Origin of the sequence: Aquincola agrisoli (assembly GCF_036621135.1) — a bacterium.
GTDB lineage: Bacteria > Pseudomonadota > Gammaproteobacteria > Burkholderiales > Burkholderiaceae_C > Aquincola > Aquincola agrisoli.
The window spans coordinates 147,140-173,774 of record NZ_JAZIBG010000020.1 but is presented as its reverse complement, the minus strand read 5'-3'; the positions used below and the strand labels follow the sequence as shown (position 1 = coordinate 173,774).

General features: G+C 71.8%; 25 protein-coding genes. 9 read left to right on the top strand and 16 right to left on the bottom strand.

Annotated features, from left to right (window positions below; translation table 11 throughout):
• Positions 1-91: 91 nt before the first annotated feature.
• From V4F39_RS08740 to V4F39_RS08730, 3 genes are all read right to left on the bottom strand, one after another.
• The gene (locus V4F39_RS08740) at positions 92-1,711 is read right to left on the bottom strand and encodes a gamma-glutamyltransferase family protein (protein WP_332288935.1); all 1,620 of its coding nucleotides are present in this window, start codon (positions 1,709-1,711) and stop codon (positions 92-94) included.
• 96 nt (positions 1,712-1,807) lie between these two features.
• Positions 1,808-3,313, bottom strand: coding sequence for a tripartite tricarboxylate transporter permease (locus V4F39_RS08735; RefSeq protein ID WP_332288934.1), 1,506 nt, complete (start codon positions 3,311-3,313; stop codon positions 1,808-1,810).
• Between the two features lie 7 nt (positions 3,314-3,320).
• The gene (locus tag V4F39_RS08730) at positions 3,321-3,791 is read right to left on the bottom strand and encodes a tripartite tricarboxylate transporter TctB family protein (RefSeq protein ID WP_332288933.1); all 471 of its coding nucleotides are present in this window, start codon (positions 3,789-3,791) and stop codon (positions 3,321-3,323) included.
• A 258-nt stretch (positions 3,792-4,049) separates the two neighbouring features.
• On the opposite strand from V4F39_RS08730, the gene V4F39_RS08725 reads away from it, so the two are divergent.
• Positions 4,050-4,733, top strand: a complete 684-nt coding sequence (locus V4F39_RS08725; RefSeq protein WP_332288932.1) for an N-acyl amino acid synthase FeeM domain-containing protein — start codon at positions 4,050-4,052, stop codon at positions 4,731-4,733.
• On the opposite strand, the gene V4F39_RS08720 is transcribed toward V4F39_RS08725, so the two are convergent.
• The 5 genes from V4F39_RS08720 to V4F39_RS08700 all read right to left on the bottom strand — a co-directional run bounded on the left by V4F39_RS08720 (position 4,722) and on the right by V4F39_RS08700 (position 10,593).
• The gene (locus V4F39_RS08720) at positions 4,722-6,470 is read right to left on the bottom strand and encodes an ATP-binding protein (RefSeq protein ID WP_332288931.1); all 1,749 of its coding nucleotides are present in this window, start codon (positions 6,468-6,470) and stop codon (positions 4,722-4,724) included. The two genes, V4F39_RS08725 and V4F39_RS08720, sit on opposite strands and share 12 nt — an antisense overlap.
• Positions 6,471-6,633: 163 nt before the next feature.
• A complete protein-coding gene (locus V4F39_RS08715; protein WP_332288930.1) occupies positions 6,634-8,463 on the bottom strand; it encodes a GspE/PulE family protein in 1,830 nt (609 codons plus the stop codon).
• Complete coding sequence (locus V4F39_RS08710) at positions 8,460-9,236, bottom strand: class I SAM-dependent methyltransferase (protein WP_332288929.1); 777 nt, start codon at positions 9,234-9,236, stop codon at positions 8,460-8,462. Before V4F39_RS08710 ends, V4F39_RS08715 begins: the two co-directional genes overlap by 4 nt.
• A complete protein-coding gene (locus tag V4F39_RS08705) occupies positions 9,236-9,763 on the bottom strand; it encodes a DNA-deoxyinosine glycosylase (RefSeq protein WP_332288928.1) in 528 nt (175 codons plus the stop codon). The genes V4F39_RS08710 and V4F39_RS08705 overlap by 1 nt, the downstream gene beginning before the upstream one ends.
• Entirely contained in the window at positions 9,760-10,593 is an 834-nt protein-coding gene (locus tag V4F39_RS08700) for a TatD family hydrolase (RefSeq protein ID WP_332288927.1), read from the bottom strand. Before V4F39_RS08700 ends, V4F39_RS08705 begins: the two co-directional genes overlap by 4 nt.
• 101 nt (positions 10,594-10,694) lie before the next feature.
• Here V4F39_RS08700 and V4F39_RS08695 point away from each other — a divergent pair, with 101 nt between their 5' ends.
• From V4F39_RS08695 to V4F39_RS08675, 5 genes are all read left to right on the top strand, one after another.
• Positions 10,695-11,666, top strand: a complete 972-nt coding sequence (locus V4F39_RS08695; RefSeq protein WP_332288926.1) for a S1C family serine protease — start codon at positions 10,695-10,697, stop codon at positions 11,664-11,666.
• Between the two features lie 40 nt (positions 11,667-11,706).
• Positions 11,707-12,720: an AAA family ATPase gene (locus tag V4F39_RS08690; RefSeq protein WP_332288925.1), complete on the top strand. Its 1,014-nt coding sequence runs from the start codon at positions 11,707-11,709 to the stop codon at positions 12,718-12,720.
• Positions 12,720-13,670, top strand: a complete 951-nt coding sequence (locus V4F39_RS08685; protein WP_378235050.1) for a DUF58 domain-containing protein — start codon at positions 12,720-12,722, stop codon at positions 13,668-13,670. The genes V4F39_RS08690 and V4F39_RS08685 overlap by 1 nt, the downstream gene beginning before the upstream one ends.
• On the top strand, positions 13,667-14,707 hold the full coding sequence (locus V4F39_RS08680) for a VWA domain-containing protein (RefSeq protein ID WP_332288923.1): 1,041 nt from the start codon (positions 13,667-13,669) through the stop codon (positions 14,705-14,707). The genes V4F39_RS08685 and V4F39_RS08680 overlap by 4 nt, the downstream gene beginning before the upstream one ends.
• A gap of 86 nt (positions 14,708-14,793) precedes the next feature.
• Positions 14,794-15,438 carry a DUF502 domain-containing protein gene (locus V4F39_RS08675; protein ID WP_332288922.1) on the top strand — a complete coding sequence of 215 codons (645 nt, stop codon included), beginning with the start codon at positions 14,794-14,796 and terminating at the stop codon, positions 15,436-15,438.
• Between the two features lie 21 nt (positions 15,439-15,459).
• Here V4F39_RS08675 and V4F39_RS08670 read toward each other — a convergent pair whose 3' ends face one another.
• Complete coding sequence (locus V4F39_RS08670; RefSeq protein WP_332288921.1) at positions 15,460-16,185, bottom strand: 2OG-Fe dioxygenase family protein; 726 nt, start codon at positions 16,183-16,185, stop codon at positions 15,460-15,462.
• 165 nt (positions 16,186-16,350) lie between these two features.
• On the opposite strand from V4F39_RS08670, the gene V4F39_RS08665 reads away from it, so the two are divergent.
• Together V4F39_RS08665 and V4F39_RS08660 are read left to right on the top strand one after the other, a co-directional pair.
• Positions 16,351-19,497 (top strand): PAS domain-containing protein, encoded by a 3,147-nt coding sequence (locus V4F39_RS08665; protein WP_332288920.1) that lies wholly within the window; start codon positions 16,351-16,353, stop codon positions 19,495-19,497.
• Positions 19,498-19,528: 31 nt separating this feature from the next.
• The gene (locus V4F39_RS08660; RefSeq protein WP_332288919.1) at positions 19,529-20,170 is read left to right on the top strand and encodes an L-threonylcarbamoyladenylate synthase; all 642 of its coding nucleotides are present in this window, start codon (positions 19,529-19,531) and stop codon (positions 20,168-20,170) included.
• Here the strand turns inward: V4F39_RS08660 and V4F39_RS08655 are convergent.
• The 7 genes from V4F39_RS08655 to V4F39_RS08625 all read right to left on the bottom strand — a co-directional run bounded on the left by V4F39_RS08655 (position 20,151) and on the right by V4F39_RS08625 (position 25,588).
• Positions 20,151-20,558: a glutaredoxin family protein gene (locus tag V4F39_RS08655; protein WP_332288918.1), complete on the bottom strand. Its 408-nt coding sequence runs from the start codon at positions 20,556-20,558 to the stop codon at positions 20,151-20,153. The two genes, V4F39_RS08660 and V4F39_RS08655, sit on opposite strands and share 20 nt — an antisense overlap.
• 14 nt (positions 20,559-20,572) lie before the next feature.
• Positions 20,573-20,917 carry a RidA family protein gene (locus tag V4F39_RS08650; protein WP_332288917.1) on the bottom strand — a complete coding sequence of 115 codons (345 nt, stop codon included), beginning with the start codon at positions 20,915-20,917 and terminating at the stop codon, positions 20,573-20,575.
• Entirely contained in the window at positions 20,917-21,594 is a 678-nt protein-coding gene (gene plsY / locus V4F39_RS08645) for a glycerol-3-phosphate 1-O-acyltransferase PlsY (RefSeq protein ID WP_332288916.1), read from the bottom strand. The genes V4F39_RS08650 and plsY overlap by 1 nt, the downstream gene beginning before the upstream one ends.
• A gap of 82 nt (positions 21,595-21,676) precedes the next feature.
• On the bottom strand, positions 21,677-22,168 hold the full coding sequence (gene ybaK, locus V4F39_RS08640; protein ID WP_332288915.1) for a Cys-tRNA(Pro) deacylase: 492 nt from the start codon (positions 22,166-22,168) through the stop codon (positions 21,677-21,679).
• A gap of 43 nt (positions 22,169-22,211) precedes the next feature.
• Entirely contained in the window at positions 22,212-23,297 is a 1,086-nt protein-coding gene (locus V4F39_RS08635) for an aldo/keto reductase (RefSeq protein WP_332288914.1), read from the bottom strand.
• A 45-nt stretch (positions 23,298-23,342) separates the two neighbouring features.
• The gene (locus V4F39_RS08630) at positions 23,343-25,070 is read right to left on the bottom strand and encodes an acetate--CoA ligase (RefSeq protein WP_332288913.1); all 1,728 of its coding nucleotides are present in this window, start codon (positions 25,068-25,070) and stop codon (positions 23,343-23,345) included.
• Positions 25,067-25,588 (bottom strand): GNAT family N-acetyltransferase, encoded by a 522-nt coding sequence (locus tag V4F39_RS08625; RefSeq protein ID WP_332288912.1) that lies wholly within the window; start codon positions 25,586-25,588, stop codon positions 25,067-25,069. The genes V4F39_RS08630 and V4F39_RS08625 overlap by 4 nt, the downstream gene beginning before the upstream one ends.
• An 82-nt stretch (positions 25,589-25,670) precedes the next feature.
• On the opposite strand from V4F39_RS08625, the gene V4F39_RS08620 reads away from it, so the two are divergent.
• Positions 25,671-26,597, top strand: a complete 927-nt coding sequence (locus V4F39_RS08620; protein ID WP_332288911.1) for an alpha/beta fold hydrolase — start codon at positions 25,671-25,673, stop codon at positions 26,595-26,597.
• The last annotated feature ends 38 nt before the right edge of the window (positions 26,598-26,635 follow it).

Below are 26,635 nucleotides of genomic sequence, written 5' to 3'. Positions count from 1 at the left end.
AGCGGGCAATCGATCGGAGGGTTGTCCCGGCGCGGCGCGCCGGGCCCCTCGAGAACGAGCCCTGAAGCGGCCCCGTTGACGGCTTTACGCCTCAGAAACCCACGGCCGCGCCGTCGCGCCGCGGATCGCTTGCGGCCACGTAGCCCTCGCTGCCCGGGTCGCCCAGGCGCCAGATGAACTGGCCGGCACCGAAGTCCTGGTAGCTGTCGTTGAGGGATTCGAAGCGGTGGCCCAGCGCCGCCAGCGCCTGCACGGTCGACGCGGGCATCGCCGACTCGACATTCAGCGACAGGCCCTGGTTGAAGCGCCAGCGCGGCGCATCGCAGGCGGCCTGGGGATTCTGCGCATGGTCGATCATGCGCACGAGCGTCTGCACATGCCCCTGCGGCTGCATGTTGGCGCCCATCACCCCAAAGCTCATCAGCGGCTGGCCGTCACGCGTCAGGAAGCCGGGGATGATCGTGTGGAAGGGCCGCTTGCCGGGCGCCACGATGTTGGGGCTGCCGGCACGCAGGCTGAAGCCGTGCCCGCGGTTGTGCAGGCTCAGGCCCCATTCGGGCAGCACCACGCCCGAGCCGAAGCCCTGGTAGTTGCTCTGGATGAAGCTCACCATCATCCCGTGCTCATCGGCCGTGGTCAGGTAGATGGTGCCGCCGCGCGCCGGGTTGCCGGCACCGAAGTCCTGGGCGCGGGACGGATCGATGAGCCGGGCCCGTTCGGCGAGGTAGGCCGGATCAAGCAGCTGCGCCGCGGTGACCTCCATCGCCGAGGGCTCCGCGACGTAGCGGTACACGTCGGCGAACGCGAGCTTCATCGCCTCGATCTGCAGATGCTGGCCTCGAGGATCGTCGGGCGGCAGGCCGGCGAGATCGAAGTGCTCGAGCAGGCCCAGCGCGATCAAGGCGGCGATGCCCTGCCCGCTCGGCGGGATCTCGTGCACCATGCAGTCGCGGTAGCGCTGGCTGATCGGCGCCACCCATTCGGGCTGGCAGCCGGCCAGGTCGTCCAGCGACAGCGCGCCTCCGCGGCGGGCCGCCTGCTTCACCAGGCTTTCGGCGATCTCGCCGCGGTAGAACGCCTCGCCGCGCGTCCGGGCGATGGCACGCAGCGCGCGGGCGGCACCCGGCATCTTGAACAGCTCGCCCACCGCCGGCGCGCGGCCGCGGGGCAAGAAGACATCGGCGAAACCGGGTTGCGAGGCGAGCGCCGCGTCCGCCGCGGCGGCGGCCCACTTCTTCTGCACCACCACCGGCACGGCGTAGCCGCGCTCGGCGATCTCGATGGCCGGCTGCATCAGGTCGGCGAACGGCAGGCGCCCGAAGCGCTCGCTCAAGGCCGCCCAGCCCGCCACGGCCCCCGGCACCGTGATGGCATCCCAACCCCGCTGGGGCGGCGCGGCCGCGCCGGCCGGATGGCGGTCCGCGAAGTACGACGGCGTCCAGGCCGCAGGCGCCCGCCCGCTGGCATTGAGCCCGTGCAGCTGCTGCCCGTCCCAGAGGATGCAGAACGCATCGGACCCGAGGCCGTTGCTGCAGGGCTCGACCAAGGTCATCGCCGCCGCCGTGGCGATGGCCGCATCGACGGCATTGCCGCCCTGCGCCAGCATGCGCAGGCCAGCCTGGGCCGCCAGGGGATGGGAGGTGGCGACGAGGTTGCGCGCAAAGACCGGCAGGCGCGCACTCGCGTAGGGTTGGGCGTAGTCGAAGCTCATGCGGCCATTGTGGGCCGGCAGCCCGCACGCTGCATGAAAAAGGGCTGCCGAAGCAGCCCTTTTGATGCCGTGGCGCGCGGGCGCCCAGCGTGGGGGTCACTCTTCCTGAAAGGCCTCTTCGCGCTTCTTCTTGACCGACGGCAGCAGCACGATGACGATCATCAGCGCCGCGGCGATCAGCAGGCCGGCCGACAGCGGGCGGGTCGCGAAGGTCGACCAGTCGCCGCGCGACAGCAGCAGCGCGCGCCGCAGGTTCTCTTCCATCATCGGCCCCAGGATGAAGCCCAGCAGCAGCGGTGCCGGCTCGCAGCCCAGCTTGTAGAAGATGTAGCCGACGATCGCGAAGCCCGCGCCCATGTACACGTCGAACGCGTTGTTGTTCAGCGTGTAGAGGCCGATGCAGCAGAACGACATGATGGCCGGGAACAGGAAACGGTAGGGCACCGTCAGCAGCTTGATCCACATGCCGATCAGAGGCAGGTTCAGCACGATCAGCATCAGGTTGCCGATCCACATCGACGCGATCAGGCCCCAGAACAGCTCGGGGTTGCTCGACATCACCTGCGGGCCGGGCTGGATGCCCTTGATGGTCATCGCGCCCACCATCAGCGCCATCACCGCGTTGGGCGGGATGCCCAGCGTCAGCATCGGGATGAAGCTGGTCTGCGCGCCGGCGTTGTTGGCTGACTCGGGACCGGCCACGCCGCGGATGTCGCCCTTGCCGAAACGGCCCGAGGCGCCGGCGATCTTCTTCTCCATCGTGTACGACGCGAACGACGACAGCAGCGCCCCGCCGCCGGGCAGCACGCCCAGGATGGAGCCCAGCGCCGTGCCGCGCAGCACGGCGGGTGCGGCTTCGCGGAAGTCCTTCTTGGTCGGCCACAGGCCCTTGACGTCCTTCGTGAAGACCTCGCGGTTCTCGGCCGGCTGGCCGAGGTTGGCGATGATCTCGCCGAAGCCGAACACGCCCATCGCGATCGCGACGAAGTTGATGCCGTCGGTCAGCTCGGGGATGTCGAACGAGAAGCGGGGCGTGCCTGAGATCACGTCGGTGTTGATCTGCCCGAGCAGCAGGCCCAGGATGATCATCGAGATGGCCTTGAGCAGCGAGCCCGAGGCCAGCACCACCGCGCCGATCAGGCCCAGCACCATCAGCGAGAAGTACTCCGCCGGGCCGAACTTGAAGGCCAGCTCCGTCAGCGGCGGCGCGAACGCCGCGATGACGATGGTGCCCACGCAGCCGGCGAAAAACGAGCCCAGGCCGGCGGCCGCGAGCGCTGCGCCGGCGCGGCCCTGGCGGGCCATCTGGTAGCCGTCGATCGCGGTGACGACCGAGCTCGATTCGCCCGGCACGTTGATCAGGATGGCGGTGGTGGAGCCGCCGTACTGCGCGCCGTAATAGATGCCGGCCAGCATGATGAGCGCCGGGGTCGCGTCGAGCGCGTACACCGACGGCAGCAGCATCGCGATGGTCGCCACCGGCCCCAGGCCGGGCAGCACGCCGATCAGCGTGCCGAGCACGGCGCCACCGAAGGCGTAGAGGAGGTTTTCGAGCGTGAACGCGACGCCGAAACCGAGAGCGAGGTTCTGCAACAGGTCCATGGAAACCTCAGGCGCCAGAGGCCATCAAAGCAGGCATCAGGGGGATGGTGAGGTTCAAGCCCTTGATGAACACCAGCCACGAGAACGCGGTCAGCACCACGGCGTTGATCGCCGCTTCCAGCCAATGGAACTCGTCGCCCGCCGAACTGGCGACGAACACCAGCACCGGCAGCGCCACGAACATGCCCAGGTGGGGCAGCAGCCAGCCAAAGGCGGCGACCGAACCCACCACGATGGCCAGGGGCTTCCAGGCCCAGCGGCCGATGGGATCGCCGGTCTCGGTCTCGATGGTCAGCGACTGGAACAGCACGAAGGCGCCCAGGATGGCCATCAGGATGCCCAGTCCGAATGGGAAATAGCCGGGGCCCGGGCGGGCCGACGACCCGAAGCTGTAGCTGGTGGCTCCCCAGGCGAAGGCGATACCCACGACCACGAACATCAGCCCCGACCAGAAGTCCTTCTGGCTCTTGATCTTCACGCTGTCTCCTTGCGATGCGTTGATGGCGGCGGATTCTAGGCAGGGGGTACCGGGCGTCCGGTGTGGATTACACGTAAGGCGATACCACAGGGGCGCCGCCCCGCGGCCGCCGACCAAACCAGCGAATGCCGCACTGACAAGGGTTTAGCGCAGGGTGCGCCGCGCAGACACTCGCCACCGGAATCCCCTCGTCTGTGTGGCCTGCGGGGCCGCAGCGGGGGAACTCCTTTCAAGAACACCAGGAAAGGTCTTGTCGCCATGCGTACCCATCTGCTGCACTTCACCGTCCGTCCCGTTCGCACCGAAATGGAGCTGCGAGCCGCCTGCGCGGTGCGCGCCGCGGCCTACGGCCGCCGCCTGCCGGACGTCCTCGGCCTCTGGGGCGAGCCCGACGAGCTCGACCGCCAGGCAGGCGTCACCGTGTTCGCCGCGTTCTCCAAGGCCACGGGCGAGGTGCTCGGCACCGCCCGGCTGGCCAGCAACGCCCATCGCCCGCTGCAGATCGAGGGCAGCACCACCTTGCCGGCGGACTACCGGGGCACCCGCAACGCGGAGATCACCCGGCTGGCGGTGCTGCCGGGCCAGGACGACCCCACCCTCAAGCTCGCCTTGATGAAGGCGGTGTACCAAGCCGCCCTGGCGCAGCGGGTCGAATGGATGGTGATCGGCGCCCGGCTGCCCAGCCTGGTGCGCGGCTACCAGCGCCTGGGCTTCACCGACGTGCTGCCGGGCGGGGCGATGGTGCCCCTCGCGCACGCCGGCGACCTGCCGCACCGCGTGCTGTCGTTCAACGTGCGCACGGCGCAGGCCGACTGGCAGGCGATCCGGCATCCGTTCTACGACTTCATGGTCGAGCAGCAGCACCCCGACATCCAGATCGGCACGCCGGCCCGCGCGCCGGCCGCCGGGCTGGGCACGGCGGCCCCGGCGCTAGCCGCGTGACGTCCAGTGCTGGAAGCACCCCTCCGGCGGCCGCCGCCCGCCGCTGACCGCGGCCATCACCGCCTTCAGCTCCTCCTCGGTGAAGGGCTTGCTGAGGAAGGCGTCCATGCCGGCGGCGGCGCAGCGCTGACGATCCTCCTGCGCGCTGTTGGCCGTGAGCGCGACCACCGGCAGCCGCGGCCAGCCCGCGCGGCGCTCGGCATCGCGGATGCGCCGCGTGGCCTCGAGGCCGTCGAGCACGGGCATCTGGCAGTCCATCAGCACGAGGTCGGGCCGCCCCCCGGGCGCCGCGGCGGCGTCGACCGCCGCCTGCCCGTCGCGCACGTGCGTGACGGCGCAGCGCAGGCGCTCCAGCATCGCCTCCGCCAGCAAGGCGTTGACGTCGTTGTCCTCCGCGAGCAGCACATGTTGCGGCAGCCCGCCCGCCTCCGGCGGCGGCTCGGCGGCCCGGTCGTGCGGGGCCGCGGGCAGCGGGGCGAGCGGCAGCAGCAGCTCGAAGGTCGTGCCCCGGCCCGGCGTGCTGTCGCAGCGCAGACGGCCCTGCATCGCCTGGGTGATTTCCCGCGCGATGTTCAGCCCGAGGCCGACGCCCGCGCCCGGCACGGTGCCCGGGCGCCGCACCTGCGTGAACGCGTCGAAGATGTGCGGCAGGTCCGCCTCGTCGATGCCGGGGCCGGTGTCGGCCACGGTGATCGCCAGCCCGACATCCACCCAGCGCACCTCGAGCCGGACCTCGCCGCGTTCCGTGAACTTGACGGCATTGCCCAGCAGGTTGTGCAGCACCTGGCGCAGCCGCGTGGCATCGCCGATCACCTGGCATTCGGGCTCGATGTCGACCTGCGCCCGGAAGCCGATCCCGTGCTCCTGGCAGCGCACCAGGTAGATGTCGACCAGTTCCTCCAGCTCCGCCAGCAGGTAGAACGGCGCCGGCTTGAGCTCGACGCGGCCGGCCTCGATGCGCGACAGGTCGAGCAGGTCGTTGATGATCTGCAGCAGGTGCTCGCCGGAATGCTCGATCAGGCCGAGCCGGTGGCGCAGCGGCGAATCGGGCTGCTCCGCCGCCATCAGCCGCGCCAGGCCCAGGATGCCGTGCAGCGGCGTGCGCAGCTCATGGCTCATGGTCGCGAGGAACCGCGTCTTGACCTGGCTCTCGCGCTGCGCCATCGCGAGCGCCTCGGCCCGCTCCTCGGCGATGCGTGCGGTGAGGAAGCGCAGCCGGAACACCTCCGCCAGCCGCAGCTCGGAACGGCGCGCGGTCGACAGCAGCAGCAGCAGGAACAGCAGCAGCCCGACGCCGCCGGTCCAGCCGAGCTGGTCGCCGCGGGCCATCAGCGACAGCGCGGTGGGCAGGATCATCGGCACCACGTAGGCGAGCGTGGCCTGCTGCCGCACCTGCAGCCCGAAGGTCGCCACCGCGGCGACGCTGCACAGGCTCGCGGCGATGACCGCGACCAGCTCCTGGTCGGATGACTGCATCAACCATGCGCCGCCGAGCCCCCAGCAGGCGCCGTCGAGGGCCAGCAGCCCCACCGTCCAGCGCTGCCAGCCCGGTGTGCCGGGCCGGCCCCGCGCCCGGTACAGCTGGGCCTGCACCACGCGCGGCAAGGCCACGCCGAGCTTGAGCCCGACCCACAGCAGCAGCGCCGCCGGATCCACGCGGCCCTGCACGTGGGCGGCCAGCACCATCGCGAAGCCCGTGGCCACCAGCGTGCCGAGCGCGGTGTGCGCGAACAGCATGCGCAATTGCTCGGTCGCCACCTGGTCCGACACCTCGGGGGGCGCCGGCGGCGCGTGAGACGGTGGGTCACCAGGGGGGCGTACTTCGAAGCGGGACATGCCGGCCGAGTATGGCGCCGCTCACCCACTGCCGGTGCGCCCGATTCCCTAGGTTCCGGGCACCCTAACCGGTTTCGCTCCACTTCGGCGTGGTGCGCAGCACTTCCTCGAGCGTGGTGCTGCCGTCGGCCACCTTCATGACCCCCGCCAGCCGCAGCGGATGCATGCCGTCGGCCAGCGCCTGGCGCCGCAGCGCCGCGACGTCGAGCACGGGATGCACCGCGGCGCGCGCGGCGTCGGTCATCAGCATCAGCTCGTAGAGGCCGGCGCGGCCGCGGTAGCCCGTCATGCGGCACTCCAGGCAGCCGACCGGCCGGTAAGCGCGCACCCCGCCCTTGAGGCGCCACGGATGGGCGGCCGCATCCAGCGTGTCGCGGCCAGCCCCCTCGTCGCGCGCCTTGCAGGCCGGGCACAGCGTGCGCGCCAGCCGCTGCGCGAGCACGCCGATCACGGTCGCCGCGATCAGGTAGGGCGGCACGCCCAGGTCAGCGAGCCGGGTGATGGCGCTGGCGGCATCGTTGGTGTGCAGCGTGCTGAAGACGAGGTGGCCGGTCAGCGCCGCCTGGATCGCCATCTCCGCGGTGGCGAGATCGCGGATCTCGCCGACCATGATGATGTCCGGGTCCTGGCGCATCAGCGCACGCAGCCCTTCCGCGAAGCCCAGGTCGAGGGCCGGCTGCACCTGCGTCTGGTTGAGCGCCGGCTCGACCATCTCGATCGGATCCTCGACGGTGCAGACGTTGACCTCGTCCGTCGCCAGCTTCTTCAGCGTGGAATAGAGCGTGGTCGTCTTGCCCGAGCCGGTCGGGCCGGTCACGAGGATGATGCCGTGCGCGCGCGAGGTCAGCTCCTGCCAGCGCTGCGCGTCGTGCGAGCCGAAGCCCAGCGCCTCGATGCTCTTGACCACGGTGTCGGGGTCGAAGATCCGCATCACCATCTTCTCGCCGAACGCGGTGGGCAGCGTCGACAGGCGCATCTCCACCTCGCCGCCCGGCTGGCCGTTGACCTCGGGCCGCACGGTCTTGATGCGGCCGTCCTGCGGCCGGCGGCGCTCCACCACGTCCATGCGGCCGAGCAGCTTGATGCGCGCGGTCATCGCGGTCATCACCGACGTGGGCAGCTGGTAAACGGTGTGCAGCACGCCGTCGATGCGGAAGCGGATGGCGCCCATGTCGCGCCGCGGCTCCAGGTGGATGTCGCTTGCGCGCTGGTCGAAGGCGTACTGCCAGAGCCAGTCGACCACCTGCACCACGCCCTGGTCGTTGGCGTCCAGCTGCTTGTTGGTCTTGCCCAGTTCGACCAGCTGCTCGAAGCTGGCGATGGCCGAGGTCTCCCCGCTCTTGGCCGCCGCGCGCACCGAGCGCGCGAGCGTGTAGAACTCGGTCGTGTAGCGCTGCACCTCGACCGGGTTGCACAGCACCAGCCGCAGCTTCTTGCGCGTGTGCGCCTCGATCTCCGGCACCCAGCCCACGTCCAGCGGCTCGCTGGTGGCGATGGTGACCTCCGCCGCGCCGACGTTGAGCGGCAGCGCGCGGCGCGACTCGGCGTAGTGGATCGACATCACGTCGGCCACGCGGCCCACGTCCACCTTCAGCGGATCGATGCGCATGTAGGGCAGGCCGAGGTAGCCGGCCAGCCACTCGGTCAGCGCTTCGGTGTCGAGCTCGGCGCCCGTGCCCTGGCGGACCAGCCCGGCGGCGCCCAGGCGCACCAGCGGGTGCTGGCGGCTGTCGCCGGCGCCGAAGCGGCGGGCGACGCGCTCGGCGTCGTCGGCGGTGATCCAGCCCGCGGCATGCAGCCACTGCAGCAGCTGGCGCCATTCGAGCCGGCGTGCCGGCGGCGCGGCGGGCGATGCGCCCCGCCCCGGTGCGGCGGCAGTGCTGGTGGATTTCATGCGGCGTCGATCGGGGCGGGCAGCGGCCGCACCATGCGCAGCCATTTGCGGGCCGGCAGGCCCAGCGGACCGTACCGTTTTTCGATGTTATCGGCGCGTGCCAGCAGTTCTTCACGGCCCGGGACCTCGACGCCCCGGCCGGCCACGACCACGGTGTTGCCCTCGCGGGTGGGCCGCAGGCTCCATACCTGGTCGCGGCCGAACGCCGCGGCGATGCGGCCCGCACTGGCGGCGAAGCTGGCATGGCGGCCGAACAGGTTCACCGTCATCAGCCCGCCGTGCGCCAGCACGCCGCGGCAGGCGGCGTAAAAGCCCTCGTCGTCGAGCACCGGCGCGGCGGCCTCGTGGTCGTACAGGTCGACGTTGAGCACCTGCACGGTCTGCAGGTGCGCGGGCTCGCGCACCCACTCGCCCGCGTCCTGCTGGCGCACGGTCAGCCGGTCGTCGTCGTCGCCGAGGCGGAACCGCATGCGGCAGGCCGCGATCACCGCGGGGTTCAGTTCCACGGCCGTCGTGCGCATGCGCAGCACCTGGTGGCAAAAACGCGTGATCGCCGCGGCGCCCAGGCCGAGCTGCACCGCATGGCCCTGCGCCAGTTCGGCGGCCGGCCGCCACAGCATCCAGGCCATCATGCGCTGGATGTACTCCAGCTCCAGCACACGCGGCTTGGCGATGCGCATCGCGCCCTGCACCCAGATGGAGTCCAGGTGCAGGTAGCGCACGCCGTCCAGCTCCGACAGCGTGACTTCGGGCAGTTCACGGCCAACGTCCATCAGATCACCCCGGCGGCCACGAAGGCCTCGCGCCACGCGGCGAGCTTGCGCTCGAACGACCAGCTCGCGTTGGCCGGGCTGGTGGACGGCAGGCGCCACACCGGCACGCCCAGCGCGCGGGTGATGCGCATCGAGCGCGCCGACTCGCCGCCGTTGTGCGCGATCGCCCGCAGCCCGGGGGCGCGAGTGCGCAGGCTCGCGAGGTCGTTGGGCTGCGCGTCCTCGATGGCGCTGTCCAGGCTGCCCTCGCGGCGGCAGCCGGCATAGACATCCCAGAGGCCGAGGCCGCGGGCCTGCAGGGCTTCGAGCCGGAGGGGGTAGGTCATGGAACGCAGGTCGATCTCCCAGAGGGCCGACAGGATCGGCCAGAAGTGGTTGCGGGGATGGGCGTAGTACTGCTGCGAGGCCAGCGACGCGGCACCCGGAAAGCTGCCGAGCACCACCAGCCGCGTGCCGCCGGCAATGACCGGGCCCAGGCCGGCCAGCAGCGCCGCGGCGCCGCCTTCGGGCGGCCCGGAGGGCCTCATGCGGCCAGGCCCGCCAGCCGCGGCAGCGCGGCCCGGGCATTGTCGGAGGTCTGCGCGGCGGTGTGCTCGAGCGACCAGCCACGCAGTTCGGCCAGCGTCCGCGCGATGCGGGGCAGTTCGGCGGCCTCGTTGCGCGCGCTGGCCTCGCCGGCCGCACGGTCGTCGGCGGTCCGGTAGAGCCAGTGCGGCGGGATGTCGGGCGCGTCGGTCTCCAGCACCGGCACGTGGTCCGGCACGGTGGCCGCCAGGTGGCGGATCTGCAGCGCACGCTCGAAGGTCATCGCGCCGCCGAAGCCCAGCCGGAAACCGCGCTCGACGAACGCCGCCGCCTGCACGTCGCTGCCGTTGAAGGCGTGGCCGATGCCGCCCGGCACCTCGATGCGGCGCAGGTGCTTCAGCAGCAGGTCGGCCGAGCGGCGCACGTGCAGCAGCACCGGCAGGCCGGCGTCGCGCGCCAGCTTGAGCTGCGCGGCATAGAAGTGCTCCTGCCGCGGCACATCGAGCCGCGGCACGAACAGATCGAGCCCGATCTCCCCGACCGCCACCAGCCGCGGGTCGCCGGCGTGCGCGCGCAGCGCGTCGGCGAGGCGGTCGAGGTCGTCGTCCGCCGCCTCGCCGGTGCACAGCGGATGGATGCCGAGCGCGTACGACAGCCGGTGCTCGTAAGCCAGCGTCCGAACGGTATCGAAATGCTTCGCCATGACCGCCGGCAGCACCAGCATGCCCACGCCGGCAGCCCGCGCGCGCGCGACCACGGCGGCCCGGTCGGCGTCGAACTCGGGGGCATCGAGGTGGTGATGGGTATCGATCCACTGCATGGCACGGATCATGCCCCACGCTCCGCGAAGCCCGGCCTGCTGCGCAAAGCCGCAGGGCGTGCTACTGTGGTTCCGCCGTCGCCGGTCGACGGCCCCGCAACGCAGGGAGTGCCATGAAACGAACTCCGCTCTACAGCGCGGCCAGCCGTTCCCGGCCCGCCGCCCCGCCGGACCGCACCGCCCTGCCGGCGGATGCACCACAGGCCGCCGCCGCGCCCCGTGCGTCCCGGTCTGCGGCAGGCTCCGCCCCGGCGCAGGCGCCGGCCGCTGCCGCTGCCGCGCGGCCGGGCGGGCGGCGCCGCGACCGGTGGGCCTGGGCCGGCGGCGGCGCGCTCGCCGGGCTCGCCTTGGCGCTGGGCTCCCTGCTCGCGCTGCAGCCGCCGGCCCAGCGCCTGACCCAGAAGGACATCGACAAGGCCGTGCTGCACACGCTGGCCACCAAGCCGCTGCCCTCGCCCGCGGCGAAGGCGGCCGAGATCGTGCGCCCCTCGGTGGTGCGCGTGGTGGGCCTGTCCAGTGCCAGCGAGGCCGAGGCCAAGGACGACGACGAGGGCGGCGTGGGCAGCGGCGTGGTCATCACCGACCGCGGCGTGATCCTGACCAACCTGCACGTCGTGGCCGGCTCGCGCCGCATCAAGGTGACCTTCGCCGACGGCATGGAAGCCGACGCCTCCGTCATCAACGTGCAGCCGGAGAACGACCTGGCCGTGCTCCAGGCCTCCAAGCTGCCCGACGACCTGACGCCCGCGACCATGCGCTCCACGGGCGATCTGCGCCCGGGCGACCGGGTAACAGCGGTGGGCTTCCCTTTCGGCATCGGGCCTTCGGTGTCGCACGGCGTGGTCTCCGGCCTGAAGCGGGAGTTCCGTTCCCCCGAGGGCAAGCAGGTGCTGACCAACCTGATCCAGTTCGACGCGGCGGCGAACCCCGGCAATTCGGGCGGGCCGCTGGTCACCGACGAGGGCGAGGTGGTGGGCATCGTCACCGCGATCCTCAATCCGGTGCAGCAGCGCTTCTTCGTCGGGATCGGCTTCGCCGTGCCGATCGAGAACGCCGCGGCCGGCGCCGGCATGCCCCCGTTCTGACGCAGCCTGTCCCGATCCTCGACCACCCGGAGCTCCATCGATGGAAAACAACCGTACCGCCGCCGACGTCAGCACCTTGATGGAGCAGGTGCTCTATGAAGTGAAGCGCGTCGTCGTGGGGCAGGACCGCTTCCTGGAGCGTGTGCTGGTGGCCATGCTCGCGCAGGGCCACCTGCTGGTGGAGGGGGTGCCCGGGTTGGCCAAGACGCTGACGGTCAACACGCTGGCCAAGACGGTATCGGGCCGCTTCAAGCGCATCCAGTTCACACCCGACCTGGTGCCGGCCGACCTGGTCGGCACCCGCGTGTACAACCAGAAAAGCGGCGACTTCAGCACCTCGCTCGGCCCGGTGTTCGCCAACCTGCTGCTGGCCGACGAGATCAACCGGGCGCCGGCCAAGGTGCAGAGCGCGCTGCTGGAGGTGATGCAGGAGCGCCAGGTAACGATCGCCGGCGAGACCTACCCCGTGCCCCGGCCCTTCCTGGTGATGGCCACGCAGAACCCGATCGAGACCGAAGGCACCTACCCGCTGCCCGAGGCCCAGGTCGACCGCTTCATGATGAAGGTGATCGTCGGCTACCCCAGCGACGAGGAGGAGTTCGTCATCGTGCAGCGGGTGACGGGCGCGCCGATCGACGTGGCGCCGGTCTGCACCACCGACCAGCTCGCCGCGCTGCAGCAGGAGTGCCGCAAGTCCTACGTGGACCCGGCCCTGATCGGCTACGCGGTCAAGCTGGTGGCGGCCACGCGCGAGCCGGCGCGCTGCGGGCTGCCCGAGCTGGCCAAGTACATCACCTTCGGCGCCAGCCCGCGCGCCACCATCAACCTGATCGAGGGCGCACGCGCGCTGGGCTTCCTGCGCGGGCGGGCGTATGCGCTGCCGGAGGACGTGTCCGACCTCGCCACCGACGTGCTGCGCCACCGCCTGTCGCTCAGCTACGAGGCGCTGACCGACGGCATCGGCCCGGACGCCATCATCCAGCAGATCTTGCAGAAGGTGCCCGCGCCCGCGCGGCCGCTGGAGCACAACGAGCCCAGGGTGGCGAACGGGTGATGCCGGTGAACGCCCCCTTGCAGCCCAGCGCGGCCCCCGGCGGCACCGAGGCCCTGCTGACGCACCTGGAATGGACGGTGCTGCGCCGCCTCGACGGCTGGCTGCAGGGCGACTACCGCACGCTGATGCGCGGCAACGGCCTCGACCTGGCCGACCTGCGCGAATACCAGTTCCACGACGACGTGCGCCACATCGACTGGAACGTGACCGCCCGGCTGCAGCAGCCGCACGTGCGCGAGTTCACCGAGGACCGCGAGCTGAGCGCGTGGTTCCTGCTCGACCTGAGCCCGTCGATCGACTTCGGTGCCCGGGTGCGCAAGCGCACGCTGTCCACGCACTTCGTGGGGGCAATGGCACGCGGGCTCACACGCCACGGCAACCGGGTGGGTGCCCTGCTCTACGGCAGCCAGGTCGACACCGTGATCCCGGCACGCAGCGGGCGCCGGCACGTGCTGCACCTGCTGCACCGCCTGCAGACGCGGCCCGGCGCGGCCCCCGGCACCGCCACCCGGCTGGCCGACCTGCTGGTGCGCGCCGCCAGCGTGATGCCGCGGCGCTCCAGCGTCTTCGTCGTCTCCGACTTCATCAGCGAGCCCGGCTGGGACAAGCCGCTGGCCCAGCTGGCGCGGCGCCACGACGTGGTGGCGGTGCGGCTCTACGACCCGCTGGAGATGAAGCTGCCCGACCTCGGCATGGTGCTGATGCAGGACGCCGAGACGGGCGAACAGCTGTTCGTCGACACCGGGGCGCGCGGCTTCCGCCAGCGCTTCGAGGCGATCGCCGCGCAGCGCGAGGCCGACCTGCGCGACGGCCTGGCACGCGCCGGGGTGGACGCGCTCGAACTCTCGACCGAAGATGACCTGGCCGACGCGCTGCTGCGCTTCGTCGATGCGCGCAAGCAGCGCAGCCGGCTCGCGGCGGGCGCACCCGGCACGCGGAGGTTTGCATGAACGGATTCAGTTTCCTCTGGCCCGACCTGCTGTGGCTGCTGCTGGCCGTGCCGCTGCTGGTGGCGCTCTACCTCTGGCTGCTGCGCCGGCGCAAGCGCACCGCGGTCGCCTGGGCCAGCCTGGGCATCGTGAAGGAGGCGATGGGCGGCTCGCGCGCCTGGCGCCGCCACGTGCCGCCCGCGCTCTTCCTGGCGGCGCTGGTGTCGCTGCTGCTGGCCACCGCGCGGCCCGCCGCGGTCATCACGCTGCCGCTGGTGGAGCAGACCATCATCCTCGCGATGGACGTGTCGGGCAGCATGCGCGCCGCCGATGTGGAGCCCAACCGCCTCGTCGCGGCGCAGAACGCGGCCAAGTCCTTCATCGCCGAGTTGCCACGGCAGGTGCGCGTGGGCGTGGTCTCGTTCGCCGGCACCGCGGCGGTGGTGCAGCCGCCGACGACCAGCCGTGACGACGTCGTCGCGGCGATCGACCGCTTCCAGCTCCAGCGCGGCACGGCCATCGGCAGCGGCATCGTGCTGTCGCTCGCCACCATCTTCCCCGACGCCAACATCGACCTGTCGCAGGTCACCGGCCAGCGGCCGATGCCCGGCGCGCTGGCCGAGCAGAAGTCCGAGCGCGACGCGCCCCCCGTCGAGCCGGGCTCGTACAACTCGGCCGCCGTGATCCTGCTGACCGACGGCCAGCGCACCACCGGCCCCGACTCTTTGGACGCAGCGCGCATGGCGGCCGACCGCGGCGTGAAGGTATACACCGTCGGCATCGGCACCAAGGAGGGCGAGACCATCGGCTTCGAAGGCTGGTCGATGCGCGTGCGGCTCGACGAGGACACCCTGAAGAACGTGGCCTCGGCGACCCGTGCGGAATATTTCTACGCCGGCACCGCCGAAGACCTGAAGAAGGTCTACCAGTCCCTCGGCTCGCGCCTGACCGCGCAGAAGAAGGAGACCGAGATCACCGCGCTGTTCGCAGGCCTGGGTGCCGCGCTGGCGGTGTCCGCGGCGGCGCTGTCGCTGCTGTGGTTCCACCGCGTGCTCTGAGGCCCATCCGCCAACACGAGGCACGCGGGGCCGCGGCCCGCGTCCTCGCTACGATGCGCAACCTCTCTCAGCAAGGATTGCGTTTCATGACCGGCCAAGCCCGCCCATTGTTTCGTGTGTTCGTCACCGGGCTCCTCGCGGCGCTGCCGCTCGCGGCGACCGTGGCCATCTTCGCGTGGGTGATCAACCTGCTGCTGGGCTGGGTCGGCCCCGAAAGCGCCGTCGGCCAGCTGCTCGTCGCCATCGGCTTCGGCCTGGCGGGCTCGGAGGTGTTCGGCTACCTCTTCGGGCTGGCGATCGTCGCGGGCGCGGTGTTCGCGCTCGGCCTGCTGGTCGAGGCCGGGCTGCAGCGCGGGCTGGCCAAGCTGGTGAACGCCGTGATGCTGCGCATCCCGGTGGTCAGCACCGTCTACGACCTGGTCCGCAAGATGGTCGGCTTGTTCACGCCCGGCGGCAGCGACGGGCTCAAGTCGATGAGCCCGGTGTGGTGCCACTTCGGCGGGCCCGGCGGGGCCGCCGCACTCGCGCTGCTCGGCAGCCCCGACGCGGTGACGCTGGGCGGCAAGCGCTACCTGGCCGTGCTGATCCCGACCTCGCCGGTGCCGGTGGGCGGGGGGCTGCTCTACGTGCCGGAGGAATGGGTCGAGCGCGCCGACGTGGGCATCGACGCCGTCACCAGCATCTACGTGTCGATGGGCCTCACGTCCTCGCAGCACCTCGGCCGCGGCTGAGCCGCCGCGCCCCGCCGCCGCTCAAGGGCCCTGGAAGCCCCCGGCGCGCAGGGTGATCACCAGCGTGTCGCGGTGGCCGTGCTCGCCGTCGGGCTGGATGGGCGTGCTCTCGTGGATCACCCGGCTGTCGTCGAGCAGCAGCGTGGTCCACGGCGCGGTCATCGTGAACCGCAGCCCGTGCGGGCCCGAGGCCTCGAAGACACGCGTCTCGCCGCCCTTGACGTGGTGGCGCCCGACGAGCATGACGGCGACGAGATCCACACCGTCGCGGTGCGCGCCCTCGGGCGTCGGGCGGCCGATGCCGCCCTCGGTGTCGATGCGGAACGGGTGGGCCTCGACGTACCAGGGCTGGGGGCCGCGCAGCGCCGACGCCCGCTCCGCGAGCATGACGAGCAAGCGGCGCCAGAGGGGATCGTCGGTCAGGCCGGCCTCGATCGGCTCGAACCAGCGTTCGATGCCGCCATGCAGTGCGTTGTATTCCACCGGCTGCCAATGCGCCCGGTGGGGGACGGCCTCGACGCGCGGGCCATCGACCACGAAGCAGCCGTGCCGCCGGCGGCGGTAGCGGCCGCCGTCGCGCAGGTGCTGGTCAGGCGGCAGGCGGTCCCAATAGGGCCGCCAGCGGTCGAGCGCAGCGGCCGTGGTGTCGAGGCGCTCCGACAGGCCGGCGACATCGAGGACCGCATGGCCCTGCCGTTGCAGCGCCGCGTCGATCTGCGGGGAAGGAGTGATGGGAGGCGACAACATCGTCGTTCGAGGATAACCGGCGGCCGACGGGGGTGTCATGCCGGTGCTAATACTACGCCCAGCCCGGCAAAAACCACAGCATTTCTGTAAGAAGTGGAGTTATTCACAAATACACTGATCCAAATTTACAGAATCATGCCGTTTCCATAGACTGCGGGTGAATCTATGCCCTACACGCATAACCCCGCCTGGCACCCTGCCCCGCCGGACCCGAGCGGCCTGCTGAATGCCAGCGACTGCGCCATCGCGTTGCTCGATGTGGGCGGTACCCTGGTCTGGCAGAACGAGGCATTCACGCAATCCATCGGCCTGCCGCTGCACGACGCGGAGGGCCGCCACCTCGCCGCACTGCTGAGCGGGCCGGGCACCAACCTGGCCCTGCCGCTGTGGATCGCGCAACAGCTCGCCGACGGCCGCGGCGTCGACAGGCTGGAGTTCGTCGGGCGGCGGCACGACGGGCGCGAACTGTGCTGCCGCCTCACCATCACGCCGTTCAACGCCGGCCTCAGCTTCGTCGTGACGATGACCGACGCCGCCGCGGCGATCCACTACGCCCGGGAGGCGGAGCGCCTGGCGGAGCTGCTCGAGACGGTGCAGCAGCTCGCCGGCATCGGACTCTGGGAACGCGACGCGGCGTCGCTGGACGGCCGCTGGGACCGCCACATGTTCCGGCTGGTGGGGCTGCCGCAGGCGGCCCAGCCGCCGCGGATCCATCGCGCGCTGCGCCACACCCATCCCGACGACAACGCGGCCGCGGCCTTCCTGGCATCGCTGGCCACGCCGGGCGACTACTCCGCCCGCTTCCGCCACCTGAAGGACGACGGTACGGTCAGGCACCTGCATTCGCAGTGGCGCGTGCCAGGCGGAGAAGGCGCGGGGCGTGTCGTCGGCATCCTGCGCGACGTCACCGATTCGGCTGAACTGGTGCGCTCGTTCGAGGATGCCAACACGCACCTGTCGCTCGCGGTGGAACTGGGGCGCATCGCGATGTGGCGGCACGATCTCCAGACGGAGCAGGTCGAGTGCAACGACGTGCTCTCGAACATCGTCGGCATCCCCGCCGACGCCTGCAGCTTCCATCACGGCCGCTGGCTCGCCATCGTGCACCCGGAAGACCTCGGCAAGGTCGAGGCGGACCTGAGCGCCGCGCGGCTGGGCACGCCCACCAACCTCCAGGCCCGCTACCGCGGGCCCGCGGGCGACTGGCGCTACGTGATGACGCGCCGCGTCGCGCAGCGCGACCACCACGGCCAGCCGGTGGCCCTGCTCGGCGTCGCCTTCGATGTGACCGACCAGGCCGTCGACGCCCAGCGTGCACTCGACCTCGCCCACACGCTGGAGGCCGCCGCCCGCGCCACCGGCATCGGCATCTGCGCGGTCGAGCGCTCCGCCTCGGGCCGGCGGGGCTGGACGGTGAGCTGGAACACGCAGATGCAGTCCCTGTTCGGCTGCCCACCGGGTGCGCCGCCGCCGATGTCGCTCGGCCGCTGGATCCGGCGTTGCGTGCACCCGAACGATGCGGCCCGGGTGCACGACAGCCTGCGGCGCTGGCTGCGGCAGCCCACGGCGCCGGTGGAAGTCGAATTCCGAGCGGCGGATGCGCAGGGCCGCGGGGCCGTGCGCTGGCTGTCCCTGCGCGGCGACGCGGGGGCACCCTCGGGGGCGCCGGCGCGCATCTTCTGCGTCGTGATGGACACGACCGAGCGCCACCAGTCGCTGCAGCGACTGCAGGCCGCGGTCGAGCGGGCCGAACTGGCGACCCGCGGCGTGGGCATCGGCACCTGGGAGCGCCTGGCCGACGGCACCGTGCTGTGGGACGAGCAGATGTTCCGCCTGCGCGACATGCAGGCCGCGCCGCGGGCGCCCGACGAGCCTGCCCGCGTCGCGATCGTGCACCCCGACGACCGCGAGGCGATCCGCAGCTTCCACCTGCCCTCGAGCGGCGCGGCGATGTCGCCGACCTACGAGTTCCGCATCGTGCTGCCCGACGGGCGGATCCGCTGGCTGGCTTCGCGCTCGACGCCCATCCTCGGCCCGCACGGCGCGGAGGTGCGGCGCATCGGCGTGAACTGGGACATCACCGACAACAAGAACACCGAACTGGCACAGCGCGAGCGCGAGCTGGCGCGGCGCGAAAGCCAGGCCAAGTCACGCCTGCTCGCCCGCATCAGCCACGAGCTGCGCACGCCGCTGAACGCGGTGCTGGGCGTCACGCAGCTGATGCTGATGGGCGGCCAGCCGCCGGATCCGGCGCTGCAGCGGCGGCAGCTCGAGCAGATCCAGGCGGCCAGCCGGCACCTGCTGGCGCTGATCGACGGTGTGCTCGACCTCTCGGCCTACGAGGGCGGCGAGATGAAGCCGGACCTCCAGGCCGTCGACCTGCAGGCCGTCGTCGCGCAATCGCTGCCGCTGGTCGAATCGGCCGCGGCGGCGCGCCGCATCGGGTTGGCCACCGCGCTGCGCGCGGCCTCGATGCCCTGGGCGGATCCCACGCGCCTGCGGCAGGTGCTCGTGAACCTGCTGTCGAACGCGGTCAAGTACAACCGCGACGGCGGCCGGGTGCGTGTGGAATCGCGCGACGAGGACGGGCATGTGGTGCTGGCCGTCGCAGACACCGGCCACGGCATCGAGCCGGGCCAGCGCCAGCACCTGTTCCAGCCCTTCAACCGGCTGGGGCGCGAGCACGAAGGCATCGAGGGCACCGGCATCGGCCTGGCCATCGTGAAGACGCTGGCCGAGGGCATGGGCGGCCGCATCGAGGTGGACAGCGAGCCGGGCCGGGGCAGCCGCTTCGAGGTCTGGCTGCGCTGCGCCGAGGACATGCTCGACTCCGCCTCGGCCCGCCTGCAGGCCCCGCACCCCGGCGGGCGGCTGGCCCCGCTGCGCAGCGACGGCCGCGGCCGGGTGCTCTACATCGAGGACAACCCGGTCAACGCGATGATCGTGCAGGCCGCGGTGGCGCAGCGGCCGGGCATCGTGCTGGCGGTGGCCACGGACGGCGCCACGGGCGTGGCCCGCGCCGCGGAACTGCAGCCCCACCTGGTGCTGCTCGACATGCAGCTGCCGGACGCCGACGGCCACGAGGTGCTGCGGCAGCTGCGCGCCGACCCGCGCACCGCCGGCATGCCCTGCATCGCGCTGTCCGCCAACGTGCTGCCCGACGACATCGCGCAGGCGCTGGCCGCCGGCTTCGCCGACTACTGGACCAAGCCCATCGACCTCCAGGCTTTCCTCGCCGCGCTCGATGCGCTGTTCGGCGCACCGCGGCCGGCGGCGCAGGCATCGGCGCTCGCCCCGAGGGATCCCCGATGAGACGGGGCGCGCGCTGCCGGACAATGCAGGCATGTCGCAGTACTTCGAAGTCCACCCCGACAACCCTCAGCCCCGGTTGCTGAAGCAGGCCGCACAGATCCTGCAGCAGGGCGGCATCGCCGCCATCCCGACCGATTCGAGCTACGCGCTGGTCTGCCGCCTCGACGACAAGTCGGCCGCCGAGCAGATGCGCCGCATCCGCGAGGTCGACGACAAGCACCACCTCACGCTGCTGTGCCGCGACCTGAGCGAGCTGGCGAACTACGCACGCGTCGACAACAAGCAGTACCGCCTGCTGAAGCTGGGCACGCCCGGGCCGTTCACCTTCGTGCTGGAGGCAACGAAGGAGGTGCCGCGCCGCGTCAGCCATCCGTCGCGGCGCACGATCGGTCTGCGCGTGCCGGACCACAGGGTCACGCAGGCGCTGCTCGAGGCCCATGGCGAGCCGCTGCTCGCGACCACGCTGATCCCGCCCGGCGAGACCGAGCCGATGAACGATCCCCACGAAATCCGCGACCGCTTCCAGCGGCTGGTGCAGGCCGTGGTGGATGCGGGCGCCTGTCCGATGTCGCCGACGACCGTGATCGACCTGACCGACGAGAACGAGCCGCGGCTCGTGCGCCTGGGCAGCGGCGCGCCGGCGCGGCTGGGGCTCAGCTTCGAGGCGCCGTGAGCGGCACCGGCGCGCCGGCCCCCGTGCGTTCGAGCATCAGCAGCACACGCCGCGGATCGAAGCCCAGCAGCGACCGTCCGTCCGCCAGCAGCACCATCGGCGTGCCCGGCGACATCAGCGCTTCATAGGTGGCCCGGCAGGCGTCGTCGCGTTCGATGAAGCACTCCTCGAACGGCACGCCCTGCTGCTGCAGCCACAGCCGCGCCTCGGCGCAGTAGGGGCAGACGACCGACGAGACGAGGCGGATGTCGCCCGGCCGTGCCACGGCGGCCAGGGCCTCGCCGATCTGGCGCTGCGAGTGCGTCCGCCACCACTGGCTGGCGCTGCTGACGGCCACCAGCAGCACGGCCAGCCCCAGCAGCGACCGGGCGGACGGGCGCGACGACATCGCGGCGCCGGCCGTCAGACGGCAGCGGTGACGACGACCTCGACCTTCCACTCCGGCTTGGCCAGCTTGGCCTCCACCGTCGCGCGCGGCGGCGCGTTGCCCGGGGCCACCCAGGCGTCCCAAACCGCGTTGAAGGCGGGGAACTCGGCGAGGTCGGTCACGAAGACCTGCGCCATCACGATCTTGGACTTGTCGGTGCCGGCACGGGCCAGCAGCGCATCGATCGCGCCGAGCACCTGCCTGGCCTGGCCCGTCATGTCCTGCGTGGCATCGGACGGCACCTGGCCGGCGAGCCACACGGTGCCGTTGTGCACGGTCATCTCCGACAGGCGGGTGCCGACATCGAAACGCTGAACCATCATTTCACTCCTGACTTGTGCTTGCGCGGATGGGCTCCGCGGGGGCCCGGCGCGGCGGCGGCGTGTGCCGCCTTGGCGCCGATCTTGGATTCGGTGCCGTTCATCAGCTTGCGGATGTTGCCGGCATGGCGCCACACCAGCAGCAGGCTCATCACGGCCACCGCGATGGCAGTGGGGCCCGGGCCCCAGACCAGCAGCTGGTAGAACGGCGCGAACGCCGCGGCCACCAGCGAGGCCAGCGACGAATAGCGGAAGAAGTAGGCGATGACCAGCCAGGTCGCCAGCGTGCCGGCGCCGAGCAGCGGGTTGAGCGCCAGCAGCACGCCGGCCGCGGTCGCCACGCCCTTGCCGCCCTGGAAGCGGAAGAACACCGGCCACAGGTGGCCGACGAAGGCGGCCAGGCCCACGGCGGCCACCGTGGTTTCGCCCCAGCCCATGCGCGGCGCCAGCAGCAGCGCGGCCAGCACCGGCAGGTAGCCCTTCAGCGCATCGAACACGAGCGTCAGCAGCGCGGCCTTCCTGTTGCCCGAGCGCAGCACGTTGGTGGCGCCGGGATTGCCCGAGCCGTACGAGCGCGGGTCCGACAGGCCCATCACGCGGCTGATGATCACCGCGAACGACAGCGACCCGACCGCATAGGCCCCCGCCACCGCCAGCAGGCTCCACCACCAACCCATGCCCACACTCCTTGCCCAAAGCCGATGAAAAGACGAAGCCGGCCAGTGTACGGCCCGCCGTCACGCAGGCTGGCAGGCAGGCTCAGAGCGCGCAGGCGACCGGCTTGGCACCCAGCAGCCGCACGAGCACGGCGGGATCGATGCCGACCAGGAAGCCGCGGCGCCCGCCGTTGATCAGGATCGTCGGCAGGGCCAGCACGCCGGCCTCGACGTAGACCGGCATGGCCTTGCGGGTGCCGAACGGCGAGGTGCCGCCGACCAGGTAGCCGCTGTGGCGCTGCGCGACCTCGGGCTTGCACGGCTCCACGCTCTTGGCGCCGATGGCGCGCGCGAGGTTCTTCGTGCTGACCTGCTTGTCGCCGTGCATCAGCACGATGAGCGGCTGCGCCTTCTCGTCCTGCATCACCAGCGTCTTGACGACGCTGTGCTCGTCGACGCCGAGCTGCTTCGACGACTCCGCCGTGCCGCCATGGTCGACGTAGTCGTACACATGCTCGGTGAACGCCACGCCCGCGCGCCGCAGCCACTGCGTGGCCGGTGTCTCGCTGACGTGTTTCTGATCCTTCTTCGCCATGCGGGGATTGTGCCGAGGGCCGCCCACGCGGGGCGGCGGCGCGTCACTGCGCCGGATCGCGGTGCAGCCAGCGGATGCGGTCGACCGCGGCCAGCAGCTCGGGCGACACGGCGACGCTCCAGGCATCGATGTTCTCGTCGAGCTGCGCGACCGAGGTGACGCCGATGATGGTGCTCGCCACGCGCGCACTGCGGTAGCAGAAGGCCAGGGCCAGCTGCGTCGGCGTCAGGCCGTGCTCGCGCGCCAGCGCGCTGTACAGGCGTGCGGCGTCCAGCGCCTCGGGGCGGCCCCAGCGCTGCTTGCGCATGCTCTCGTAGACCGACAGCCGGCCCGGCCGTGACGCGTCCTCGAGGCCGTTGACGTCGTACTTGCCGGTCAGCAGCCCGAACGCCAGCGGCGAGTACGGCAGCAGCGAGACCTGCTCGCGGAACAGCGTCTCGTCGAGGCCGTTGTCGACGCTGCGGTTCAGCAGCGAGTACCCGTTCTGGACGGTCGCGATGCGCGGCAGGCCGTGCGCCTCGGCGACGCGCACGAACTCGTGCACGCCCCAGGGCGTCTCGTTGCTGAGGCCGATGGCGCGCACCTTGCCAGCCTTCACCAGGCGGCCCAGCGCCTCGAGCTGCTGCAGGATCGGCGTCATCGGCTGCTCGCGCTGCGGATCGAAGTAGAGGTTGCCGAACGCCGGCACGTTGCGCACCGGCCAGTGGATCTGGTAGAGGTCGATCACCTCGGTGTTCAGACGGCGCAGGCTGCCTTCGCAGGCGGCGACGATGTCGTCGGCCGTCAGGTCGGCCACGCCGTTGCGGATCCAGGCATAACCGCGCGCAGGCCCCGCGACCTTGGTGGCCAGCACGATGCGGCCGCGGGCCTGCGGCCGCGCGGCGAGCCAGCGACCGATGATGCTCTCGGTGAGCTGGAAGCGCTCCGAGGTCGGCGGCACCGGGTACATCTCGGCGGTGTCGATGAAGGTCACGCCGCGCTCGAGCGCACGGTCGAGGATCGCGAACGAGGTCGGCTCGTCGACCTGCTCGCCGAAGGTCATCGTGCCGAGGCAGATGCGCGTGACCGTGAGGTCGCTGCGCCCCAGGCGGGTGTGGAAGTCCTGGTCGGAGAAGTTGGGAATGCTCATGGCGGCGAGTGTGCCCCCACAGCGAAACACCGTGCCGGCAGGCTCCTATTCCGGCGGACGCGGGGCGGCCTGCTGCGCGCGGGCCTCCTCCTGCAGCCGCAGCACGCGCCGCTGCACCTTGCCGGTGGTGGTCATCGGCAAGGCATCGACGAACTCGATCTCCTTCGGGTACTCGTAGGGCGCGAGGCGGCCGCGCACGTGGGCCTGCAGCCGGGCGACCAGCGCATCGTCGCCCTCGAAGCCCGGCGCCAGCACCACGTACGCCTTGACCACCGCGCCGCGCTCGGGGTCGGGCTTGGGCACGACGGCGGCATTCAGCACGGCCTCGTGCTTGACGAGGCAGTTCTCGATCTCGCTCGGCCCGATGCGGTAGCCGGCGGCCTTGAACACGTCGTCGCTGCGCCCCTGGTACCAGAGGTAGCCGTCGGCATCCATCACCGCGGTGTCGCCGGTCCGGCACCAGGCGTCGTCCGGGTCGCCAGCGAACTTGGCCGCCGTCGCGGCGTCGTTGCGCCAGTACCCGAGGAAGAAGACCGGGTCGAGGTCGCCGTGCACGTCCCGGCGGTGCAGCGCCACGTCGCCCGGCGTGCCCGCCGGGCACTCGCGCCCCTCGGCGTCGATCACCGCGATGCGGTGGCCGGGGTAGGCCCGGCCCATGCTGCCCGGGCGGGCGGGCCAGCCGGGCCCGAGGCTGCCGTCGGGCCGAGGGAGGTGCGCGCAGTTGCCGACGATGTAGTTCATCTCGGTCTGGCCGAACATCTCGTTCATCGGCACGCCCAGCGCATCGCGGCAGTAGGCGAACACCGCGTCGCCCACCGGCTCCCCGGCAGCCATCACCGACTGCAGCCGCAGGCCCGGATGGCGCTCCCGCGGCGCGGGCACGGCCTTCATCATCGCCTTGAGCGCGGTGGGGAACAGGAACGTGTGCGTGACGCCGTAGCGCGCCATGAGGGCAAAGGCCGTATCGGGGTCGAAGCGCCCCTGGTAGCCCACGAGCGGCCGCCCGAAGTAGAGCGTGGGCAGCAGCGCGTCGACCAGCCCGCCCGTCCAGGCCCAGTCGGCCGGGCTCCAGAACACCGTGCCTTCGGCGTCCGGCGCGATGAAGCCGTTGTGGCTGCAGACGAAGCCCGGCAGGTTGCCGATCAGCGCCCGGTGCGGCAGCAGCGCGCCTTTCGGCGGGCCGGTGGTGCCGCTGGTGTAGATGAGGATCGCCGCGTCATCCGCCCGCGTGTCCACGGGGTCGAAGCGATCGCGCGCCCCGGCCAGCGCGGCACGCCAGCCGAGATCGCCCTGCACCTGCGCGCTGCCGACGGCCAGCACGTGGCGCAGCGCGGGGCACGCGGGCCGGGCGCTGCGCAAGGCCTCGATGCCGCTCTCGTCGGCGATCGCGACGCAGGCCTCGCTGTCCTGCAGCCGGTATGCCAGCGCCTCGGGGCCGAACAGCATCGACAGCGGCATCGCCACCGCGCCGAGCTGGTAGATCGCCATGTGCGCCACCGCGGTCTCGAAGCGCTGGGGCATCACGATGGCCACGCGGTCGCCGCGGGCCACGCCCAGGCCGGCCAACACGTTCGACAGCCGGTGCGCATCGGCCTGCAGGCGGGCATAGGTGTAGGCGCTGCGCTCGCCGCTGTCGCGCTCGTGCAGGATGGCGATGGCATCGGGGGTGTCGCGTGCCCAGCGGGCGCAGCAGACCTCCGCCAGGTTGAAACGGGCGGGCACGTGCCAGCGGAACTCGCGGTGGATCGCGTCGTGGCGGTCGGTCGTCGTCATGGCGTGGAGGCCGGCGGCAGGCCGGTGGCGAAGGCTTGCAGCGCATCGCCGGTGACGCGGCAGATGCGCCAGTCGGGCAGCACCGTCGCCCCCATGCGCTGGTAGAAGCGGATGGCGTTCTCGTTCCAGTCGAGCACGCTCCATTCGAAGCGGCCGTAGCCCCGCGCCACCGCGATGCGGCCAAGCTGCGCCAGCAGCGCCCTGCCGAGGCCGCTGCCGCGGTGTGCGGGCTGCACGTACAGGTCCTCGAGGTAGAGGCCGGGCTGCGCGAGGAAGGTCGAGAAGTTGGTGAAGAAGAGCGCGAAGGCCACCACGCGGCCGCCGGCTTCGCCGACCAGGCACTCGGCCACCGGCCGCGGGCCGAAGAGGTGCGGATGCAGCGTCTCGGGCGTGACCTTCAGCAGGTGCGTGAGGCGCTCGAACTCGGCCAGCTCGCGGATCAGGCCGACGATGGCGGGCACGTCGTGCGGCTCGGCTGCGCGCAGGGTGGGCGGTTCTGGAGGGGAGCGTTCGGGCATGCGGCCGATTCTGTCAGTGCGGGCTGTGCGCCCGGCTGGGCGATTTCCCGCGGCGGCCGGCGCCGCGTCTACAGTGAACGCCATGACAGCCCCCCACCTGCCTTTCGCCTACGTGCCGCGCCGGCCGGGCCGCAGCCGCTTCGTGCCCGTACGGGGCCTGCAGTACCACGTCACCTGCTGGGGCGACGACATCGATCCCGCGCAGCCGCCGCTCGTGATGCTGCACGGCTGGATGGATGTCGGCGCCTCCTTCCAGTTCGTCGTCGATGCCCTGCCGCAGCACCGGTACGTCGTGGCGCTCGACTGGCGCGGCTTCGGTCGCACGCAGGCCCCGGCCGACACCTATTGGTTCGCCGACTACCTCGGCGACCTGGACGTGCTGCTCGACACGCTGCTGCCCGGCCGCACGATCGACCTGCTCGGCCACAGCATGGGCGGCAACGTCGCCATGCTGTACGCCGGCGTGCGGCCGCAGCGCCTGCGGCGGCTGGTCAACCTCGAAGGCTTCGGCATGCCGCGCAGCCGGCCGCAGGATGCGCCCGCGCGCTACGCGCAGTGGCTCGACCAGCTGCGCGAGCCGCCGGCCCTCGGCAGCTACGACAGCGTCGACGGCGTGAGCCGGCGGCTGATGAAGAACAACCCGCGGCTGGCGGCGGACAAGGCGGCGTGGCTGGCCCTGCAGTGGTCGGAGCGCCGCGGCGACGGCCGCTGGCACCTGCGCGCCGAGCCCGGCCACAAGGGTGTCGCACCGCAGCTCTACCAGGCCGACGAGGTGCTGGCCGTGTGGCAGCGCATCGAGGCGCCGCTGCTGTGGATCGACGGCGCGCTGACCGACATGGCCGGATGGTGGGGGCAGCGCTACGGGCGCGAGGAGTTCGAGGCGCGCCTGGCGACCGTGCGGGCGCCCGTCGAGCGCCAGCGCCTGGCCGCCAGCGGCCACATGCTGCACCACGACGAGCCCGAGGCGCTCGCGGCCCACATCGAGCGCTTCCTCGCCGCGGCCGCCTGAAGCGGCCCATGCGAAAATCCGCGCCCTTCAAGAAGGAT